Below are 19,093 nucleotides of genomic sequence, written 5' to 3'. Positions count from 1 at the left end.
GGTGTTGGATTATCTGAAGGTGTTGGACTTGGTGTTGGATTATCTGAAGGTGTTGGACTTGGTGTTGGATTATCTGAAGGTGTTGGACTTGGTGTTGGATTATCTGGAGGTGTTGGACCTGGTGTTGGATTGTCTGAAGGTGTTGGACCTGGTGTTGGATTGTCTGGTGGTGTTTGGCTGATCGGATTATTTGCAGGTGGTAAGGTTGACGCTGTTTTTGGTGATCGATTAACAGCCGTAGGTTGCGCTAGGGATGGTTCTAGAGAAATAACTAAACTCGTAATAGTCAGTAAAGAAGTTTTAGATAAAACTAATATCAGCTTTCTAAGTAACTTTCGATTCATTTCTCACTCCTCTAAATATCAACACACACCAAAGATATAAATCAACTTATCGCAGATTAGTATACAGGGTAAGCGCATCTAAATTAGTCTTGACAAAAACCTGATTATATGGATTTAGGAAAGAATCAGAATTTCTCGTTTGATATATTTTCTGATGGTCAAAGCGATCGCTTATATCTTGTACCAGGCGACTAGAAGTCGCGCGCCAGGTGCTTCAAGGCAGTTGCTTCTCCCAAAGACGCTACGCGAACAAGCCGGGAAACCCGTCCAACGCACTGCCTCCCCAACGCAGTGGCTTGGCTACACAGGCAAAACCTTGATTTGACCTTAGTCCGCGTAGGCGGACTTCGTTTGTATAGCCGCGATTTCTAATCGCCAGGGCTAGGTGCAAGGCGGAATTCAAAATTCAAAATTCAAAATTCAAACAGGTATACAGCATAAGCGTTTCATTGATTTGGAATGGGTGGCTTATTTACGCCGTACTGTACTAGGTGCAAGATGTGCGATCGCCTAACATTTATCAACAAACAGGAATTAATGCGATTATCCTCCAGCTTATTGATACTGAGGTCTTCTTGTTGACAAGAAAAGTGGCAGCCATATCATAAAATGTTGCCACAAGAAACTTATAATATTCATCTTCTTTTATTTTTATGCTTTTCCTAATTCATCTAATTTTTTTACAACCAGTGTGATTATTTAAACACTGGATAAGCCAAAGTATTCAAAAATAATATCTCTGAAAAATTATTCGCAGCTACTAAAAGTCTTATTACTTCCTTCCAATTTTCCCTGCTGCCAAGTTCCACTAAAACGCGAGCCGTCTTTAGATATAAAAGTTCCTTGACCATCATACTTATTATTTTTTGATTCCCCTATATATTCACAACCATTTTTGTATTTATATTTTCCTACCCCTTGAAACTTCCCCTGATCAAACTGACCTATATAGCGGTCATAGGTATTATCATTTTTATATATGAAGGTTCCACAACCCTTTAACTTATCATTTTCTACATCTCCATAATATCTATTTCCATTATTATAAATAATTATCCCTTTGCCTCCCAGTGGTGAAACATTTGAAAACCCATAAGCTATGCCGTTACCTAATGGCGTGCCTGATGTGTTTGGTAAAGGTGGTACATCTGTTTCTGGGCAAACCAATTGCACATCAGCTACAGATTGTCCTCGATCAGGTGTGACTTGTCCTGAATCAGATGTGGGTTGTCTCCAAAAACTCATAAATAGCAATCCCATTCCGATTAGCACACCCACCCCGACTCCAGCACTAATTAAAATTTTCTGGTAAAGTCTCAATTCTTGTGGTGTTGCGGTTGGTAATAACGGTGATGGCGGTGGTGGTGTTAGCGCTTGCAACGCCTCGGATGCTGTTTGATAACGTTCATTGAACTGATAGCACACCATTTTATCTAACACATCTGCCAGTCTAGGGCTAACCGAAGCCCGATTTCGCCAAATGACTTCAAAAGTTTCGGAGTTTTTTGGCAGTTCTTGAGGTCTGATCCCAGTTAAAGCATAAATCCCTAGCATCCCCACTGCATAAATATCGCTACTCAACTTCGGATATCCATTCAATTGTTCGCTGGGCATATAGCCAGAAGTACCAACAATAACGGAGACGTTTGCTTGCCCTTGAGAATTGACTGCTAATCCGCTAATTTGCTTCACAGCCCCAAAGTCTATCAATACTATCTTGTCGTCTGTGTTGCGACGCATTAAGTTTTGCGCTTTGATGTCTCGGTGAATGATATTTTTATCGTGAATAAATGTCAAAACTTCTAAAATTTCCTGTAATATCTGTGTCACTTCAGCTTCACTCAACCTGTTACCAGGAAAAATTTTCTCACTTAAATCGTGCCCATCTATAAATTCCTGTACTAAGTAAAATTCGCCGTTTTCTTCAAAGTGGGCGAAAAGTCGAGGAATCTGACTGCACTCATTGCCTAAGCGATATAAAACCTTTGCTTCTCTGTCAAATAACACTCTGGCAAGTTGCAAATCTTCTGGATTTTGCATTTGCTTGAGGTTTTTTACAACACACAGAGGATGATCGGGTAAATCTAAATCTTCAGCTAAATAAGTAACTCCAAAGCTACCGCTTCCTAAGAGTCTGACAATTTTGTAGCGCTGGCGGAGAATTTGACCGACGAGCATCATATCTAACCAATAATAAGATGAATTATCTTAAATTTTGCCATATTAACCACATCTATTTTGAGAACCATAGTTTTAAAAGTAGTGGAAGCATCTTGCTAAGATGCGAGTAGTAGTGGGCAAGATGTCCGCACTATTCCAGGTTTCAAAATGGAGAAGGTTTACAACCTAATCGCCCAACCTCTTTATTTCTGCAAGTGAAGAGAGACAGTTTTTCACTTGCAGAAATCAAGAACAACTGTGTAATTGGATACTAGTTATAATGAATACTGTTAGCGTCTAATTTCTAAAGTGTGATCGTCTCTTCTGCTTTTATTATACCGGATTCGTTTCTGTGGAAAAGCTGCACGCTACTGCTTTTCGGATTCGTAAAACAATTCATCAAAGGTCTAATAAATAAAGGCTGGGGAAACTAAGTTCGACTTTTGGCTAGTTTTGATTTTGATGCACTACCTTTAGCCTTAATGTTATGACGGATTTTTTATTTTATTTATGGATAAAACAGGCAAAGAAACTTTTTTAGCGCCTATACCTATAGGAGACGTTGGTGGTACTACCGGATACGCCGATGTTTCAGTTGCTTCTGATGCTAGCACAGCTGCTCAAGAAGCGTATAAGTACCTTAACAACTCGTTGTTAATCAACGAACTTACAGAACGTGTGTATGAGTTGTTACTAGAAGACTTGCGCTATCAGCGTGAGAGAGTAAATAACTATGGTATTGGGAGGTAATTGTATATGGGTTCTAACGGTAATAGCAGTGTTGCCCAGGAATTAAACTATGTCACTAGCAATCGCTTTTATGTAGAGATAGATAGTTCTATTGCTGCTTCCTTTACTGAATGTACAGGATTAAGTGTTCAAATCAAAAAAAATGTCTTCCACGAAGGTGGTGTGAATGACCAGCAACGTGTTTTCTTGGGTCATGCAGAGTTTCAAGATGTAACTCTTAAACGTGGAGTTACAGATAACTCAGGTTTTTGGCAATGGATTAATCAAGTATTTATTGAAAATGGCACAACATCTCGACGCAATGTTAATATTTTAGTTTTTAATCAAGCCGGAGAAACAATGATGAGTTGGACTTTGATTGGTGCGATTCCAATAGCATGGAAAACACCTACACTGCAAGCAGATGGAAATACAGTTGGTATTGAAGAGTTAACTCTAACTTATGAAGGTTTACAAGTAGGAAAAGAACAAGGAGGAGGTAATACCACAACAAGGATGAGTTCGGGATTTTTTGAGTCTAGGTAATTGGCTATTTTCTCACTTGAACTATGCAAATAATTCCATCTTTTCTGAAAACCAAAGCCCCTCCTATTAGGGCAATAGAATCTTTAGACAATCCTCATAGACTTATGTTAAAAAATAAGTCTAACTTTCTGCATCGAGAAAATAGTTTTTTGAAGCAAATAGCAACGCGATCGCCATTAGTCGATTACTCTAAATTTTTATTATCTAAAAAACAGAAACTCTTTCCAGAAACATTTTTAGGATGGGAGAATTGGGAAACTCAAAGTCAAGACTATGATTTACAATCAATTCCATTTGAACCTTTAAACTTAATTATCGAAGAAAATAGCAAAGATAATACAAATGATGAGATAAAAGGTAGTGAAACAGATATATTAACCAGTAAAAAGACAAGTAAGATAAATGATAAAATAGAAAGTAATTTTCAAGAGAAATCAAAATTACCAACTCAACTTAAATCAAAAAGAGAAAATAAGCAATCAGTAAAATTACCTGTTGAAAAGAAAGTTTACCAAGCTTTTAACGAAAGCAAATCAAGCATTAATCTTAATCAAGATAGATTATTGACGACAGTTCAAGCTTTTGATTCGGAATCTCAAATCGACACATTTGACGATAATCTTTCATTACTAGAACAGCATATAAATTTGGCTGGCACTAATATTACAAGTGATAATGAGGGTGTCAACAGTACACCGATTACAGCAATACCTACATCGCCGAATTTTCAAGAGGAACCTTTTAGCAACCTGGGCAATGATCAAGCGCAAGTATTTTCTGAGTTAACATCTACTTTCCCCAGTGGTGAGTTAGCAACAACGGCTAAGGCTGCTGATGTTTTGCAAAATACAGCGCTGACACCAAAGGACGATTATACCACAAAGGAGCTAACAACAACTACGCCGATAGTGCCGATACTGCCTAATGTTGGGGAAACGTTAATGCTCCAATCCCACCTTACTCCCGACCATCCGATCAGCCACCCAGAGGGCATCTATAACAAAGGAGAGTTACCTACGTCCGTTGCATCTCAACCAAAAGCCGAAAGTAGGATCTCAGATATTTCACCCAATATAATTAATCCTAATACAAGTAGTGAAAATCAACTAAATATTCCAGAAAAACCTCAGTCTAAAGAACAAAATAAAACTCCAAAAAAACCGAAATCTCGGAAATCTTTATCTCCAGTGAAGTCACCTGTCAATAATCAAGTTGACCAAGTTTTTGATAAAAATAAACCGAGCATTAATCTTAATCAAGATAGATTATTGACGACAGATCAAGCTTTTGATTCTGAATCTCAAATCAACACATTTGAGGATAATCCTTCATTACTAGAACAGCATAGAGATTTGGCTGGCACTAATATTACAAGTGATAATCAGGGTGTCAACACTACACCGATTACAGCAATACCTACATTGCCGAATTTTGAAGAGGAACCTTTTAGCAACCTTGGCAATGATCAAGCGCAAGTATTTTCTGAGTTAACATCTACTTTGCCTAGTGCTGAGTTAGCAACAACGGCTAAGGCTGCTGATGTTTTGGAAAATACAGCGCTGACACCAAAGGACGATTTAACATTCAACAATACCACAAGCGAGCCAACAACAACAACGCCGATAGTGCCGATACTGTCTAATATTGGGGAAACATTATGGCAACAATCCCCCGTTACTCCCCACCATCCGATCAGCCACCCAGAGGGCATCTATAACAAAGGAGAGTTACCCACGGCCGTTGCATCTCAACCAAAAGCCGAAAGTAGTATCTCAGATATTTCACCCAATATAATTAATAATAATACAAGTAGTGAAAATCAACTAAATATTCCAGAAAAACCTCAGTCTAAAGAACAAGCTAAAACTCCAAAAAAACCGAAATCTCGGAAATCTTTATCTCCAGCCAAATCTCCAAATCAGGAATCAGTCAAGTCACCTGTCAATAATCAAGTTGACCAAGTTTTTCAGAAAAATAAACCGAGCATTAATCTTAATCAAGATAGATTCTTGACGACAGATCAAGCTTTTGATGCTGAATTTAACAATAATTCACCAGCACTACAACAGCATAAAGATTCAGATAATACTAGTGCTACAAGTGATAATGATGGTGTCAGCAATACGCTGACTGGGGCAATACCTACATCGCCGAATTTTGAAGAGGAACCTTTTAGCAACCTTGGCAATGATCAAGCGCAAGTATTTTCTGAGTTAACATCTACTTTCCCCAGTGCTGAGTTAGCAACAACGGTTAACGCTACTGATGTTTTGGAAAACACAGCGTTTGCAGCAGAGAATTTAACAATTAACAATATCCCATCCAAGTTGCCCCAACACAATGCTGACTCCCCAACATCTAGAATATCAGAAGGAAAAAAGCCCCAAACTTCAAGCATTCCACTACAAGCAGTAACAGAATTAGATTCGGGTGGAATTGAAACAACTGGAGCTAAAGTAAATGCAACGGATTTAATATCAAACAGTACTAAAAAGGATGCGATCGCAAGTAATTTTATAGAAAATACGCCTACTTTGTTGCCTCACCCTACCAATTCGGATTTACCTTCTATTGTACCCAGTTTTGAGTCTTCAGAAATTGTTAATGACTCAGTTATCACACAAAATAACATCAATGCAAATATCACCCCAAGTCAGCTTACAAATATCCCCATCTTAACCCCACCCACATCGCCTGCAACTTCTAATGTCATCGTTAATGAAGTTAAAAAAAGTACAGAAATACAGTCTGCACCTACACCTGAAACTTTCCAGCAAACTGCTGAACTTACAGAAACTACACAACTATTTCCAGCAACTACACCTGAGACTGTAGAAAAAAGTACTTCTAAGGTGGTAGAAAATACTAGTTTGCCCTCAGCAGCTATTACACCTAATGTATTCAGCAATCTGATTAACGATAAACAAGTAATATCAGATTTACCATCTCCTGTTACAAACACTGATATATCAACAACAATTAATATTTCAGATAACCCAGAAAGATTTACTCCTCCACAAAATCAGCAAGACTCCTCACCCAACGAAGCAAAAGCAAAAATTGACCCCAATATGCCAGTACCTCAGGGTTTTGCGACTGGTGGACATGTAACAACTACCTACGTTAATAACAACCAGCAGATAGCACCCTCCGATACTGTAGCTGCCATGCTTACACCTGGGGAGTTTGTGATCAATGCCAGGGATGCACAGAAAAACCTCAATACACTAAAGCATATCAATAGTGGTGGTATAGCCAACGATACAAATCTTACAGGTTTAGAAACATCCAATCCCAAAAAGCAAAAACAGACAACTTCTGTGGAGTCTTCGACTAAAGTCGATTCTTTGCAAGACACTTCATTACAACCAAAAAACTCTGATAATATTTCATCTAAGGTATCTAATTCGCTGATTTCTCCGTCTTTGGGATTAGACATTGGAAAGCAGAGACGTTCAATGCTAAGTTCTCCAAATCTTAATCAGAATGTCAACATAGCAAATAATGTGAGTGGACATTCATTTCATTACTCATCACCTTCTTTGATTTTTCAACCAAAAAATTCCTCGGCTTCTACTAATACTAATACACCTTCTGAATGGTCAAATGTTGAAGAATTGCTGAATGGAAGTACTGGCGTGGAATCTAATGGGCATTTAGATTCTCGTCAAGTTAGATCACATACTTCAGAATCGCCAAAAGTATTTACCAAAAATTTAGTTCAACCTAGAGGTTTTGCTGATGGAGGAGAAGTAAATAAAGCAGATGTAAATACAAAAAAACAACCAATAACTGAAACCATAAAAAGACCATCTCCAAGTTCTAAAAAAGAAGAAAATGATGGAAATTTGGAAGTCTTAGCACGGGAAATTTACAGTAGATTGCGGCAAAGAATAGAAATTGAACGAGAACGTTATGGTGTTTATTCAGGTCGCTTACCTTGGTAAAATTACTTTTATAAAAGGATAAATAGTCAAATGGCAGGTCAATCATTAGAAAAAGCCAAACTCATAGCTTATAACGGTGAAGCAGATGATATTGAATTGATGTTTAATCCTACAGAAATTAGTTTCTCTCGAACTGTTAATTGGCAAAAACATCGAGGTAATAGAGGGACTACTTTACTACCTAAGATTAATTTTGCTGGTGTTGAACCTTATAGTTTTACACTCAAACAATTGATATTCGATACTTATGAGACTAAAGAATCAGTTATGAAGTACGTAGATATTATTAAGCAAGGTGTAGAGACTATTAGTGGTGAACCTGATACGCGTCCACCTGTTTATAGATTTACTTGGAATCAAGAATATTTTTATTGTGTAATCCAAAGTTTAACTTACAATTTAACCATGTTTCTTTCAGATGGTACACCAGTAAGGGCAATGGTAGATATCTCCTTAGAAGAAGTAGATCCAAAGAATGTTTCTGGAGGAAAAGAATCGGCTTCTACAGGCGAAGATCGTCAGCAAGATTCGCGGGTAGATCAACAAAATAATCGTTCTGGAGAACAACAACCTTCAGATAGAGAGCAAAATCAGCAGTCCGGTTCCCCAACAAATAACAATAACCGTGGTGGAAGAGGACAATCGCCTTCTGGTAGTTCAAATCGTCGGCGAAAACGTAGATAATTATTAATATATTATTATTACCTTAATAAAAGGAACGGAGACTCATGGTAAAAGGTAAGAAAAAAGATTTGGCGTTGCTGAATCATGGGATGATTTAGCTCAATTTGTAACGAGTTTTCAATGGCTTAAAACGCCAATTCATCCCGCCTTGAACGCCAAAGATTTTGGCTCTCCTAGACTTCGTTTGATAAATTAATACTAAAAAACACCTAAAACACTTGGTATAACAAGATTCCGCTAAAATAGAATCACATATTTAATAAAAATATGCTTTCTGATTATTGAATCCCCTACTATGTAAGGACTTAACCTGATATCAAGTATTAATTTTCTATAACTAGTCTAGGAGAGCCAAGATTTTTACTTTAAGGTGCGTTATAGCTCAATACAGTTCAGTTAATAAATTTTTTCCTTCTCTTTCTTCTCTCTCTGTGTTCTCTGCGCCTCTGCGGTTCGTAAAAAAATGACTTTGACAAAGAAAGAGTGCTAGCCTTAACTGAACCGTATTGCGTTATAGCTTATGCCTAACACACCAGATATTGTAAGTTTTTTCATGTTGACTTATTTACCTTTCTCACTCTTATTAGGTTACTGTTTATGTCCAACCCAAGTCTTTATTTATGCAAACCCACAATCCAATTTTCTAGCGGAGGACAAAGTTGGGAAAGTGCTTCACCTGAATTAATCAAAGATTTGTTGCAAATTACGATAGAAGAAAGTCTTCATTTGCCAGCAATGTTTACGCTGGTGGTGCATAATAGCAATCTTCCCACGAATGATGACCGTCCAGAATATAAGTTTTGGCGTCATGAAAAACTGTTTGAAGTTGGTAAAAAAATCAAGTTAGGTTTTACTTCAAGTACTACCCAAGATAAAAATTTTAAACAGGAGTTAGATGGTGATTTGATTGAAGGCGAAATTACGGCAATTGAGGTTCGCTTTAATGACAAATCAGAAGCGCCGATTGTTGTTCGCGGCTATGATATTTCCCATCGTCTTCACAGAGGTCGTTATAATCGTTCTTTTTTGAATGTAACTGATAGCGATATAGTTAGTAAAATTGCTTCCGAAGCAGGTATAAAACTTGGTAAAATAGATCCTAGCGGTGAACCCCATGATTATGTATTCCAAGAAAATCAAACTAATATGGAGTTTTTGCGCTCAAGGGCGGCTCGCATTGGTTTTGAACTATTTATTCAAGACGATCGCATAAATTTTTGCAAGCCCCAAACAGAAGAAGAATCTCTGATATTAACATGGCTAATTGATCTTAGTAGTTTTAATACCCGGATCACCAGTGCAGAACAAGTGAGCGCTGTAGAAGTCCGTTACTGGGACTACACTAAGAAAAAATTAAGAACCGCAACAGCTCAGAAAGAAACAGTAATAACTGAGACTGGTAATGGAGCGGGTAGCAGTACTAGTAGCAAATTTAATAACAGTCAGTCTCCGATCATGACTGTGGTAGATAAACCTAGCTTTAGCGACAAACAAGCAGAAATCATGGCTCAGGCTTTATGCGATGAACTCGGTGGTGAATTTGTCTATGCTGATGCAAAAGCTCAAGGTAATCCCAAAATTCGACCGGGACGAATTGTGACTTTAGATAAAATGGGCGATCGCTTTACCGGTAAATATTACATTACAGAAGTGCGCCACAATTTCAATCAAAGAACTTATACAACTGATTTTAGTGTCCGCGGCTTACGTGCTGGTAATTTATTTACAACATTATCACCCCAATTACATTTACATCCCGGTCAGACATTTTTAGTGGGAATTGTCACTGATAACAAAGATCCCAAAGGATTAGGTCGAGTGAAAGTGCAGTTTCCTACCCTTACCGAAGAGCATACAAGTAATTGGGCGCGAGTTGTCGCCCCAGGAGCCGGAAACAATCGCGGTTTCGATTGTTTACCAGAGATCCGGGATGAAGTATTGGTAGGTTTTGAACATGGCGACATACATCGTCCTTATATAATTGGAGGAGTATGGAATGGTGAGGATGCATCACCAGAAAATGTGAATGACGCGATCGAGCAACAGGGAGATGTTAAAAGAGTTAGATTACGCACATTTAAAACTCGTACCGGACATACCCTACAGTTTGTCGAAAAGGATAAAAGTGCAAGTAAAACCGGTATTCGCCTAGAAACTGTTTACGGTCATAAAATTTACTTGAATGATAGTGACAAAATCATAGAAATTACCACCACAGGGGGTCACTCGATCAAGATGGATGACAAAAATAAATCAATTTCCATCGACTCAGCAGGCAGTATGTCATTAAATGCTCAGACAAGCATAGATATTACAGCTAACGCGACGATCACAATTAACGGTACATTAATACGACTGAACTAAGGAATAAGAATTAAATAATATACAATGTCCCTGGCTTACCTCACCCTCAATCCCTCTCCTTATAAAGGAGAGGGAAGCTAGATACAGGATGAAGTTTTGCATTTTATTTAATAGTGTTGAGGAGATTTTCATGGGTAAACCAGCAGCAAGAATTACCGACTTAGTGGCACATCCTTTACCGCCAGTCTTAACAGGAGGTCCAGGAAGCTTGAATGTGCTGATTGGGGATCTCCCTGCGTGGCGAGGTATACCTGCGGTATCGGTAGCTGGATTGCAGGCAGCCAAAACAGCTACAGATGCAGTTATCGAAACTGTTGAAGCCGCCTCAAAGGCCGCCGAAGGTACACCAGAAGCACCTGTTGCCATAGCTATAGAAGAAAGTACCAAAGGATCACTACTAGCTTCGATGAATAGCACTATTAACAGTAGCGCTCTTGGTGCTGATATTCATGTTTGCATGACACCCCTCCCCGTCCCTCCCCACGGTTCTGGTGTTGTGATTAACGGTAGCAAAACAGTGCTAATTAACGGCTTACCTGCTTGTCGCATGGGTGACAGGATTTTGGAAGCACTCGGTCCAATTAATATAATTACCCGTGGTTGTAACTCTGTTTTAATCGGCGGGTGACACAATCCAACATCTAAAATCCATAATTTCAAAATTGTATCGACTTTTGGCGAATATGTTTAAAACTTATCTGCGGATATTTTTGAAGTTATAAACCTAATACCATTTCTTTATGGCAGATAGAGTTTACGGTCAAGCAAGACCATATTTGGGGACAGGTTGGGATTTTCCACTCAGTTTGAATTTGCAAGGTGGGATACAGCTAAGTAGTGAAGAGGAAAAAGTTAAACAATCTATTTGGATCATTCTCCGTACTGGAGTAGGTGAGCGGGTTTATCGACCTAATTTTGGGTCACGCTTATCAGAATTGGCGTTTGCACCTTTGAATAGCGATACCTTGATCCGAATTCGTATTTCTGTTTTAGAAGCTTTAGAAGTTTGGGAACCGCGCATTATTGTTGATCAAGTTCTGACCGAACCTGACCCGGTGCGTGGCAAAGTAGACATCATCGTTAATTATCGCCTGAAAAACTATTTTGACGTTAACAGCTTTATTTATCCTTTCTATTTGCTTAACGAAGGTCAGTAATTGTGGAATTTGACTTTTTGCCTAAACTGCCAACTTCCAACTTAGACGATCGCTCGTTTGATGACTTAGTGGAAGAATGCATTACACGTATCCCTCGTTACTGTCCAGAATGGACAGACCATAACCTCAGCGATCCAGGGATTACGCTGATTGAGTTATTTGCTTGGTTAACTGACCAAATGTTGCTTAGATTCAACCAAGTACCACGTAAAAACTATGTCGCTTTTTTAGAATTACTCGGTATTCGGCTTGAACCTCCCGCTCCAGCACGAACAGAGTTAACCTTTTATTTAACCTCCGACCTACCCGAAGCTTATACAATTCCGGTGGGGATAGAAGTCTCAACTTTGCGTACAGAGATCACAGAAGCGATTACCTTTAGCACAGATTCTCCTTTAATCATCGGCAAACCTTATCTAGAACACTTTTTAACTAGCCAAACTGTTGAAGAAATTCCTCAATCTTTCCGAGTCAGAGTGATGAATCAGTGGACTCGTCAACCTGACGGCTATTGGGAAGGTAGCGAGCAATCTGTATTTGAGGAGCAACCTGAGTTTGGTAACTGCTTTTACCTAGTGATTAATTCTGATGACCCTTTAGATGGTAATGTCTTAGCAATCACCTTTACAGGTCCGACTGCTACGCCAACTGGGATTAACCCCAATCAACCACCCCGTCGCTGGGAAGCTTGGGATGGAGAACAATGGCGATCGGTTTTATTGCGCGAAGCAGATGATCTGACTCGCGGCTTCAGTTTTTATGAAATGGCTCAACAAGGTCGCAATCCTGAGCAAGGAGCAGATGTAGTTCTGCATTTACCTCCAAATTGGCCTGTAACCAACTTTACTACTTACCGAGGTCGCTGGTTGCGCTGTGTCTTGACGACTCCAGAAGAAAATCAATCAGGTTATAATCGCTCACCACGAATTACTAGTTTAGGGGTGCAGGCGATTGGTGGTGCGGTTCGCGCAAGTCAAAGCACACTAATTTCAGATGAACGCTTGGGAATTAGTAATGGTAAACCAGGTCAGACTTATCAACTACAATCGGCACCTGTTCTAGAACGCCGAGAAAATGAGGAATATATCATCGTCACTCCTCTCGGTGGCTTGCCGCAAAGGTGGGTTGAGGTAAGAGATTTTGCCGACTCAGGACCCCAAGACCGTCACTATACTATTGATTCACTCACTGGTACAGTTCAGTTTGGACCCTTGATTCGTGAACCCGGTCAAATTAAACGACAAACGCAAGTTCGCTCCCATTTACAGCAACCAAGACAGCAACTCAGAACAGAAGACACATCAGTTCAAGTTACTGATATTGACACCCTTGAACATCAATATGGAGCGGTTCCTGCAAGTGGCTCAGAAATTAAAATGGTTCTTTATCGTATAGGAGGTGGTAGACAGGGTAATGTTAAGGCTGGCACACTCCAGTTTTTGAAGTCTGGCGTTCCTTTTGTTGCCAGAGTCATCAACCATAAAGCAGCGATCAATGGTAGTGATGGAGAATCTTTGGAGCAAGCTGTAATTAGGGCACCGTCCATACTACGCACCCGCGATCGCGCCGTTACTGCTGAGGACTTTGAAGTTTTGACGCAAGCAGCTGGTGCTGGGGCGATCGCTCGCGTTCGCTGTTTGCCAGTGACGGCTGAAACTCAAGCCGGTACGGTTAGTTTAGTTATTGTCCCTCAGACAAATACTATGGCGATCGCACAAGGGGAAGGTATATCTCCAGAAGAACTTAGCCTCAGTCTGGCACTGCAAGACCAAGTTCGGCAATATTTAGATGAAAGACGGTTATTAGGAATACAAGTACAACTGCAAGAACCGGAATACATTGGTGTTTCCATTCAGACCCAAATTTCTCTAGAACCAGCTTATGAAAATACCTTGGCGCGAGAGGAGATTCTCCGCAACGTTCGGGTTTCTTTGTATAAATATTTAAATCCCTTGACTGGAGGACTAGACGGTAAAGGGTGGCCTTTTGGAAGACCCGTTTATCAATCAGATATTGTCGCATTACTGCAACAAACTCAGGGAGTGCGTTATTTAGGAGCAGTTTTGTTATTTCCGATTCGCAAGCAGCAGGGAATTTGGCGGCGACAATCCGCATCAGAACCTTTGATTGACCCAGGTGCAAACGGTTTGATATGTTCTTGGGCTGATCCGGTTTTGCGATCGAGTCATGTTATCGATATCATCAGTAGCTAAGGGAAAATAGTATGGTTCAAAGTCGTTCTAGCCCAGCTGTACGCGTTCTATTAACTCCCATGCAAATTCCTGAAGCTTTACCCGTCTCTAATTTGACATTTGGCATTTCAGAAAGCATGGATGTGGCTGGCACTCATTTGCTCTTGCATCCGGGAGAGCCAAGCGAGATGATTGTGCAAGTGCAAAACTTGGAAAGACGCCCCTTACGGATGAGTTTGAGAGTTGAAGGCGATTTTCCTAGTAGTTGGTGTCAAATTGGTACAGAGGGTAGCGAGCTAGTTCCTGGTTCCAAGATGGATGCTGTGCTTTATTTTCAAATACCGGCGACATTTTTTGAAGAACAGCAAGCGATCGTTGCGGGAAGAACAGATAAATTAACTCTTAACTTTCGCTGCATAGTTTCTGTATACATTGACGAAAATACAGACACTGAAGAAATTCAGCAACAAGAATTTGGTTTATACATACGTCCCTATAGTAACTACATGGAGTTTTTACCAGTTTTATATCGGGAAGTAGACTATATTGGTCGCTTCATGAAGATTTTTGAACAAGCTTTTCAACCTGCGATCGATAGTTTCCATGTCATGTGGGCAAACTTAGATCCGTTGACTTCCTCACAGGCACTATTACCTTTTTTGGCTCATTGGGTTGGTTGGCCTATAGATTCGATTTGGAATCTCAACCAACAGCGACGTTTAATTCGCCGTGCAGTAGAACTTTATTGCTGGCGCGGAACCCGTAAAGGTTTGCGTCTTTACTTGCATCTATATACAGGTTTACCTTTAGATGAGCAACATATTAGCATCACAGAACCTTTTGGTCAGAGTTTTATACTTGGGGAAGCAAAACTAGGCGCAGCAGTGCTAGCAGGTGGGCGACCATTTCACTTTGTTGTGTGTTTGCGTCCAGACCGTCCTAATAGTATCCATGAAGAATTAATCCGACAAATCATAGAACAAGAAAAACCTGCTTATTGCACTTATGAATTATTGATAGAAAATCCCCAAAGTTAAAATTTTACATTTTATATTTAATGAAAAAAGCTTTAGAAAAATGAACAGCAGGGTTACGTAGCTCTGCCGAAGTATTGATTATGACTCCTGAATTCTGAATTCTTCTTCAATAAAAATTGGAGCAAGAAACTTCTATTTATTTATGATTATATTTTTATAGGACTTACGCAAAATATCTCTGAAACTCTGATTTCTCCGTGTACTCTGCGCCTCTGCGGTTCGTTATTCCGTAACTCGTGCGTAAGTCCTATTTTAGAAAAAATCAATATTGAAAATTTTTTAGCCCTTTAGCTCTAAAACCGAATGGCACTAAGAAAAGATATAGCCCATACCCTGACTGGTTCCCAGCCTCTAGGCTGGGAATCCATTCTGGGAGGCTCCGCCTCCAGTAGCTTGACGAGAGGCAGAGCCTCTTTGAATACATTCCCAGCCTGGAGGCTGGGAACGAGGCGACACAAGCCTTTGGGCTTTTCTTAGTGCCATTCAGATCTAAAACCAATATAAAATCCAAAATCCAAAATCCAAAATCGTATGACACATCCTTTTCCACCACCCTCCATCCAACCCTTTGAACGACTTAAACCAACAGATGGTTTACTCATAGATGCTAAACTTTGGAGCAAAGCACACGATTACCATCACAGAAAGCAAAATGTTCATTATCAATGCTTAAACCAACCAGGAATTGCCTGTGGTTTGGGCATCAGAGTTATTCCTGCTCCCCGTAAAACAGAAGCTAAATATCGTGATGGACGATGGGTGCAAATTCAGCCTGGTATAGCAATTGATGTAGCCGGCAATCTGATTGTTGTGCCTCAGTCTTATGACTTTCCCGTTGATTTAGAAGTCGCAAAGACCGACCCGATTATGGTCTACTTAATAGTAACTTACGTAGATCCCAACGAACTGCGAAACGAGCAACAGAAAAATATTGTTCAAGAAACCTACCGATTTGACCAAAAAAATTCTACACCAGAAAGTTTAGAAATAGAACTTTGTCGGATACTCCTACAACCAGGAAAAAGTACGATTACCCAGCCGACGGATGTTTTCTTTCCTGGTTACAACAATATTGATTTATCGTGCCGACGTACAGCACAAGCACGTCCCCAAGCAATTGTACGTATGGCGCAAGTAAATCATAGCGATGGTGAATCCGATCGCAACTTTTTTAATTTATCTTACTTGATGCAATCCGTAGAACCACTGTACTCATTTTTGCAAGGGGCTGATGAAGTCGGTCAAGTCAGTTTACAGGAAAATATCCAAGAATATGACCTCTTATACCTTACGGGAAAACAAGCATTATCTCTAAATAATCCCGAATTTGAATCCTTAAAAAATTACTTAAACAGTGGTGGAGTGCTTGTAGTTGATGCACCTGCTGACGCTACAGAACTGATTGAAAGTACTCAAGCCTTGGCTATTAAGTTAGAAAGCCCCTTGAAACCTTTAGAAGAATCGCGAAGACATCCTTTAAGGACACGACCTTTTTTATTTGCTGCTTTGCCGACAATCAATCAACACCTGATTCGAGTTTCAATTGGGGGAGGAATTATTTTAGTGGTTGGTGACTTAGCAGCAGCTTGGGGATTGGATAGAGAATTGAGTTTACCCAGACTTGTGATTCGCACTGCTCAAGAATTAGGAATTAATATTCTTCACTACGCTTGGAAACGACGACAGTTGATTGGTTTGCAGCAGGAGGATTCTTCAGCGCAGTGGTAAATGCTCTATTATCGTTGCACTAAACTAAAAGTAAAAAGACTTATACCATAAGCATGAGCGCTGATTTGGTGATAGTAGCCTTATTTCCGCTTTTTTGTAATAGGTAAGGTTAAGGATGAACGCAGCAGCAACAAGCAATGGGGAAATTAATAATCATGCCTATCTGATAGCATATCTCGATCAACTTCGAGATATTTTGGTGCAGCACGCCGATCCGAATTTGCTGGAGGATGAATTTAAACTTGGGGAGAACTTAAGTGCAGATTCTACAAAGCCACCTGCTGAAGCATCTGCTTTAGAAAGACTTTGCACCATTTTTGCCTTGAGTGATTTTGAGCGGAATTTGTTGCTGTTATGTGCAGGTATGGAACTGGATGCTAGTTTTGCAGTACTTTGTGCTGCTGCTTGCGGAAATAAACAACATACCTATCCCACTTTCGGTTTGGCGATGACAGTGTTAGAAAGTCTACATTGGAGCGCCTTCACTCCCGCAGGAACGCTACGCAGGTGGCGGTTAATTGAGGTGGGAAGCGGAAGTGAACTCATGAGTAGCCCTCTCAGAATTGATGAGCGCATACTGCATTATTTAATCGGCATACAACATCTCGATCAGCGCCTGTTGGGAATGGTAGAGCCTGTGCAGGTGACGGAGGAATTAGTGCCTTCTCAGTTGCAGCTGATGCAGAAAATGGTAGCTGCTTGGTGCGTGGAAATTAATGATTACCTGAAGTTGCCAATCTTGCAATTATGTGGTAATGAAGTGGCAAGCAAACGCCCGATCGCAGCTTTGGCTTGTCAGTATTTAGGGCTGAATTTATATACAATTGCGGCACACAGCATACCAACAACTTCTAGTGACATCAACCAGTTTAAGCTACTTTGGGAGCGAGAAGTCGCATTAGCCAGCAGCGTTTTGTTGATTGACTGTGATGATTTAGAAGCAACAGATACGGCTAGGGAGGGAGCGATCGCCTATTTGAGCGAATGCCTTCGTTCTCCGATAATTATTACTACTAGCGATCGCAAACGAGCGCGATTAAGACCATTGCTCATTTTTGACATTGCCCGCCCCACAACAAAGGAACAGTATGGTGTCTGGGAGGCAGCGTTAGGAACAAATGCTCAATCTTTGAACGTTAAAGTCGAGAATTTTGTATCTCAATTTAATCTCAGTACACCCGTAATTCAAGCCGCTTGTTCTCAAGTTCGCGTCGAGTGGCAGCAGACACAGCATTCAAAAGCGACAGTAGATTTTCAGTATCTGCTTTGGGATACTTGCCGCGCTCAAGCCCGTCCCAAGTTGGATGATTTGGCACAACGGATTGATTCAATCGCGGACTGGGAAGATTTGGTCTTGCCAGAAGCTCAGATACAAGTCCTGAAAGATGTTGTTACCCATGTCAAGCAACGGACTAAGGTGTACGAACTCTGGGGATTTGGTAATAAAAGTAATCGGGGACTGGGGATAAGCTCTCTGTTTGCTGGTGTGAGCGGTACTGGTAAGACGATGGCGGCGGAGGTGTTGGCGCAGGAGTTGCGACTGGATTTATACCGCATTGATTTAAGTGCAGTGGTGAGCAAGTATATTGGGGAAACGGAAAAAAATCTGGGTCGGGTATTTGATGCGGCAGAGTCCGGCGGCGTAGTATTACTTTTTGATGAGGCGGATGCATTGTTTGGCAAGCGTACTGATGTCAAAGATTCTCATGACCGCCATGCCAATGTCGAGGTAAGTTATCTACTGCAACGTATGGAATCTTATCGAGGGCTATCAGTATTAACAACTAACCTCAAGAGTTCATTGGATCAGGCCTTTCTCCGGCGTATCCGGTTTATTGTGCAGTTCCCGTTTCCAGATTCAACTCAACGGGCGGAGATTTGGCGGAGAATTTTTCCGAAAGCGGCGCCAACAGAAGGTTTAGAATACCAGAAGTTGGGACAACTGAATGTAGCCGGGGGCAATATCCGTAGTATTGCCATGAATGCAGCATTTCTGGCGGCTGATGCAGATGAAGCGGTGACGATGAAGCACATATTACAGGCTGCAAAGAGCGAGTATATCAAGTTAGAGCGAACGCTGACGGATACTGAGGTCAAGGGGTGGGTTTGACAATTTTGGATTTGAGATTTTGGATTTTGGATTGAAAACTTTTAATTTGGGATAGTGATAAATATGTAGTGCTGCTTTGCATTAGCTTGAGAACA

13 protein-coding genes are annotated in these 19,093 nt (G+C 40.4%); 12 read left to right on the top strand and 1 reads right to left on the bottom strand.

The window, feature by feature from the left end; translation table 11 throughout:
* The coding region (locus V7L05_RS05010; RefSeq protein WP_335162364.1) for a hypothetical protein at positions 1–384 on the top strand (384 nt) is incomplete at its 5' end.
* A gap of 707 nt (positions 385–1,091) precedes the next feature.
* Here V7L05_RS05010 and V7L05_RS05005 read toward each other — a convergent pair.
* The gene (locus V7L05_RS05005) at positions 1,092–2,525 is read right to left on the bottom strand and encodes a protein kinase domain-containing protein (protein ID WP_335162362.1); all 1,434 of its coding nucleotides are present in this window, start codon (positions 2,523–2,525) and stop codon (positions 1,092–1,094) included.
* A gap of 489 nt (positions 2,526–3,014) precedes the next feature.
* Between V7L05_RS05005 and V7L05_RS05000 the strand changes: the two genes are divergently transcribed.
* The 11 genes from V7L05_RS05000 (at position 3,015) to V7L05_RS04950 (ending at position 18,998) form a co-directional block, all read left to right on the top strand.
* Positions 3,015–3,254: a hypothetical protein gene (locus tag V7L05_RS05000; RefSeq protein WP_335162360.1), complete on the top strand. Its 240-nt coding sequence runs from the start codon at positions 3,015–3,017 to the stop codon at positions 3,252–3,254.
* A gap of 6 nt (positions 3,255–3,260) precedes the next feature.
* Positions 3,261–3,779 (top strand): phage tail protein, encoded by a 519-nt coding sequence (locus V7L05_RS04995; protein ID WP_335162358.1) that lies wholly within the window; start codon positions 3,261–3,263, stop codon positions 3,777–3,779.
* A gap of 149 nt (positions 3,780–3,928) precedes the next feature.
* Positions 3,929–7,726, top strand: a complete 3,798-nt coding sequence (locus V7L05_RS04990) for a hypothetical protein (protein ID WP_335162356.1) — start codon at positions 3,929–3,931, stop codon at positions 7,724–7,726.
* Between the two features lie 30 nt (positions 7,727–7,756).
* Positions 7,757–8,410 carry a CIS tube protein gene (locus V7L05_RS04985; protein ID WP_335162354.1) on the top strand — a complete coding sequence of 218 codons (654 nt, stop codon included), beginning with the start codon at positions 7,757–7,759 and terminating at the stop codon, positions 8,408–8,410.
* A 597-nt stretch (positions 8,411–9,007) separates the two neighbouring features.
* Positions 9,008–10,774, top strand: a complete 1,767-nt coding sequence (locus V7L05_RS04980; protein ID WP_335162352.1) for a VgrG-related protein — start codon at positions 9,008–9,010, stop codon at positions 10,772–10,774.
* A gap of 88 nt (positions 10,775–10,862) precedes the next feature.
* Positions 10,863–11,402: a PAAR domain-containing protein gene (locus V7L05_RS04975; RefSeq protein ID WP_335162350.1), complete on the top strand. Its 540-nt coding sequence runs from the start codon at positions 10,863–10,865 to the stop codon at positions 11,400–11,402.
* Positions 11,403–11,514: 112 nt separating this feature from the next.
* The gene (locus tag V7L05_RS04970; RefSeq protein ID WP_335162348.1) at positions 11,515–11,931 is read left to right on the top strand and encodes a GPW/gp25 family protein; all 417 of its coding nucleotides are present in this window, start codon (positions 11,515–11,517) and stop codon (positions 11,929–11,931) included.
* 2 nt (positions 11,932–11,933) lie between these two features.
* Positions 11,934–14,144: a putative baseplate assembly protein gene (locus V7L05_RS04965; protein WP_335162346.1), complete on the top strand. Its 2,211-nt coding sequence runs from the start codon at positions 11,934–11,936 to the stop codon at positions 14,142–14,144.
* A gap of 11 nt (positions 14,145–14,155) precedes the next feature.
* Positions 14,156–15,160, top strand: coding sequence for a phage tail protein (locus V7L05_RS04960; protein ID WP_335162344.1), 1,005 nt, complete (start codon positions 14,156–14,158; stop codon positions 15,158–15,160).
* A gap of 531 nt (positions 15,161–15,691) precedes the next feature.
* Positions 15,692–16,888 (top strand): DUF4159 domain-containing protein, encoded by a 1,197-nt coding sequence (locus tag V7L05_RS04955; protein ID WP_335162342.1) that lies wholly within the window; start codon positions 15,692–15,694, stop codon positions 16,886–16,888.
* Between the two features lie 115 nt (positions 16,889–17,003).
* Complete coding sequence (locus tag V7L05_RS04950; RefSeq protein WP_335162340.1) at positions 17,004–18,998, top strand: ATP-binding protein; 1,995 nt, start codon at positions 17,004–17,006, stop codon at positions 18,996–18,998.
* Positions 18,999–19,093: the final 95 nt, after the last annotated feature.

This window comes from Nostoc sp. (assembly GCF_036917755.1).
In the GTDB taxonomy this organism is placed as follows: domain Bacteria; phylum Cyanobacteriota; class Cyanobacteriia; order Cyanobacteriales; family Nostocaceae; genus Nostoc.
The sequence above is the reverse complement of the archived record's forward strand: the minus strand, read 5'-3'. Positions and strand labels throughout refer to the sequence as shown.

Excerpts from the sequence above, each read along its gene's own strand:
- V7L05_RS05005 (WP_335162362.1), bottom strand. The coding sequence starts at position 2,525 with ATGATGCTCGTCGGTCAAATTCTCCGCCAGCGCTACAAAATTGTCAGA.
- V7L05_RS05000 (WP_335162360.1), top strand. The coding sequence starts at position 3,015 with ATGGATAAAACAGGCAAAGAAACTTTTTTAGCGCCTATACCTATAGGA.
- V7L05_RS04995 (WP_335162358.1), top strand. The coding sequence starts at position 3,261 with ATGGGTTCTAACGGTAATAGCAGTGTTGCCCAGGAATTAAACTATGTC.
- V7L05_RS04985 (WP_335162354.1), top strand. The coding sequence starts at position 7,757 with ATGGCAGGTCAATCATTAGAAAAAGCCAAACTCATAGCTTATAACGGT.
- V7L05_RS04980 (WP_335162352.1), top strand. The coding sequence starts at position 9,008 with ATGTCCAACCCAAGTCTTTATTTATGCAAACCCACAATCCAATTTTCT.
- V7L05_RS04975 (WP_335162350.1), top strand. The coding sequence starts at position 10,863 with ATGAAGTTTTGCATTTTATTTAATAGTGTTGAGGAGATTTTCATGGGT.
- V7L05_RS04970 (WP_335162348.1), top strand. The coding sequence starts at position 11,515 with ATGGCAGATAGAGTTTACGGTCAAGCAAGACCATATTTGGGGACAGGT.
- V7L05_RS04960 (WP_335162344.1), top strand. The coding sequence starts at position 14,156 with ATGGTTCAAAGTCGTTCTAGCCCAGCTGTACGCGTTCTATTAACTCCC.
- V7L05_RS04955 (WP_335162342.1), top strand. The coding sequence starts at position 15,692 with ATGACACATCCTTTTCCACCACCCTCCATCCAACCCTTTGAACGACTT.
- V7L05_RS04950 (WP_335162340.1), top strand. The coding sequence starts at position 17,004 with ATGAACGCAGCAGCAACAAGCAATGGGGAAATTAATAATCATGCCTAT.